Annotated in this window: 2 protein-coding genes; one reads left to right on the top strand and one right to left on the bottom strand. The window is 52.4% G+C overall.

Going from position 1 to position 2,610, the window contains the following annotated elements:
• Positions 1-339: 339 nt before the first annotated feature.
• On the bottom strand, positions 340-966 hold the full coding sequence (locus RMSM_RS29090) for a 3-keto-disaccharide hydrolase (RefSeq protein ID WP_008705798.1): 627 nt from the start codon (positions 964-966) through the stop codon (positions 340-342).
• 904 nt (positions 967-1,870) lie between these two features.
• Between RMSM_RS29090 and RMSM_RS29080 the strand changes: the two genes are divergently transcribed.
• Positions 1,871-2,610: hypothetical protein (locus tag RMSM_RS29080; protein ID WP_040770005.1), on the top strand; the 740-nt coding region annotated here is incomplete at its 3' end.

The raw sequence follows: 2,610 nt of genomic DNA, 5'->3' as shown, positions 1-2,610 counted from the left end.
GGGGAGGAAACGTTAGAGTTCACGCAGTTTCAGCTTTTCGCCATCATGTCGAGTGAAATCTCGACTTGAGAACCATTGATGCAACCATCCGGTTTGCCGCCAACGCTTTGCAAATGAATCTGGACGACCGAGCCTAGCCCGCATTCGACGTTGACGTCGAATGAAATTCAAAGTCGCGGTAATGTGGCTCAGTACAAAAGGAGCGTTGCTCGATAGAGACGCTCGGCCCGATAGAGACACGCTCGTTTGCGGGTTGGCTTGTTTGCGGATAGGAAGGGGGCATGAGCATAAAGCGACAGACCGCAAACGCTTGTTGATTTTTGCATGCGAGCCGGGTGATTACGGCAGCGGCTGCACTTCGACCTTACGGATGCTGACTTTGCTGCCGGGATCATGTTGTTGGAACGCAAAGTAGCCTTCTTTGAAGGTCTTTTCAAAATCGAGGAATTCGTACAATTCGTTGCCATCGACCGTGATTTTGATCCGCGTTATCTCGCGGCCACGCCAGACATCGTCACGCACTTCGATTTCGTAGGTAAACCACGTGTCGGGTTTGACATGTTGTTTGTAGACATGGCACATTCCGTATAGCGATCCGGTACGGATCGGGTCGGTGTGAGTACTATCGATTTGAGCTTCGTAGCCGTCCGAGAAGCCTGGTTTCGCAGTCGTGCGGAAATACAAACCCGAGTTGCCGCCATCGTTGATTTTGACTTCGGCACGATAACGAAAGTTTTTGTAAGGCCCCGTGGTGGTGACCAGCATCGATTGAGGACCGGACCCTTGGATTGCTCCGTCTTTGACTTCCCAAACGCTTTTCTCTTTGCCAACCTTCTGCCAACCGTCGAGCGTCTTTCCGTCGAACAATGATGTCCACGCGGCGTCTTCGGCCATCGCGTGTGTACCGAACGAAAGGGTTAAAAGTGCAGCCAAGGCGAGAGTCATACGAGACGAAGCGGCATACATAAACGGATTCCAATGAAATACGAGGAAACTGAAATGCGGGGAAATACGTCTTTAGCTAGGGAGACGCATTATGATGCATTGGCAGACTCAGCCATTGGGTCTGCGGGAGGGAGTCTCACTTTAGCAACCCCGTACATCAACGCAATCATGCAGCCACACAAAATCACCGATACACTAGCGTTTTAGTCACGCCGACCAGTCCATTTGGGGACGAAACGGCGGATATTGTTGAGCAGTCAGGAATCATCGGGCGAAATCCCTTTAGCCGTTTGGGCCAACGCTATGAAGCAATGCTTCGTAGCGAAACTCGCAGAGAGTTTTGGTTTTACTCGCGTGGCCGAAAGTCTCTGCAACTTTCGCTACAATCAATTCGAATTTTTCTTGTCGCGAAAATTGCTTCACTGCGTCGCGTTTGGTACCGGTGGATGGTCGGAACCGTGGCTCGCAGCACGGCGGCTCATCGTCGGAACGACTTCTACCTCGCTGCCGTTCTGCTTGGTGCGATGCGACCGCGATGCCCGCAGACAGCCGATTGCGGTCGTGCGATTGGCGACGCCACCTCACCGACGACTGGACAAATGATGAGTGTCCCAAGCAATTCACCGGAGATGCGCTTAAATTGCGCATTGATGGTACGGGAACTGTGAAACTAGCTGAATTTCCGCTAAAGCGACCTGATTTCCGCTGTCGCTGTCGAACCGAAATGTCTCCGACGCGAAAGAGCAAACTTCGGATTTCGATATTTACAACTGCTGTCGCTATTATTTAACGAAATTTACAATTAGAGACTATTGTTGTTGCACCGGAGGGGCGTTAGGCTGGACTAGATGGGGGGGCTTGCTGAGAAGCGAATCCAACATCCTCCGAAGATAGCGAACCAGAGAATTCCGCTGGAGTTGGCAAAGTGCACACTGATCACCGTTCACTCAATCCTTTTCTGCCCGACCGATTTGGCCCCGGATTAACTTCTTTGCTCGAAGCAGTCGCGTATGCCGAGCAGACCAGCGGAGACTACTGGGAATTCGCCGTTGAACTTGATCGTTTGATATCGTATGGGTTGACCTTAAACGACTTTCGTTGGCTGGTGCGAAGCCATTACGTCGAGCATCAATGCGAAATTACGCTAGAACGTGATGATGGTCGCGCGTTTCGGCCCACGGGCGACTTAACGTTTCCGGAGCGTACCTGTTTTGTGCTGACAAAATTGGGCGTTGAATTTGCCCGCCAATATTGCATGATCGCGACGAATGGTAACGGTCACGCTAACGACGCCACTCCTCGCAATGCGCCCCCCTACGGTGCCACGCCCTGCTGTGCTGAAAAGCGAGAGACTGGCCCTCAGCCGATGTCTTCCGTGGTGGACGACGCGATGCCAAAAACGATTCTCATACCTACCTGGGATCCCCAACGGCGGCAGTTGCGGTTCAACGGCGTGGCGGTCAAAGAATTCAGGTGGACCGCGCACAATCAGGAAGCCGTCTTAAGTGCGTTTCAAGAAGAGGATTGGCCGGCACGAATCGATGATCCGCTGCCGCCTCATGCAGAACAGGATTCCAAACGCCGGTTAAGCGATACGATCAAATGTTTGAACCGTAAACAGGTGAATCCGATTCTGCACTTCCGTGGCGATGGCACTGGCGAAGG

This window comes from Rhodopirellula maiorica SM1, from assembly GCF_000346295.1.
GTDB classification, from domain to species: domain Bacteria; phylum Planctomycetota; class Planctomycetia; order Pirellulales; family Pirellulaceae; genus Novipirellula; species Novipirellula maiorica.
The sequence above is the reverse complement of the archived record's forward strand: the minus strand, read 5'-3'. Positions and strand labels throughout refer to the sequence as shown.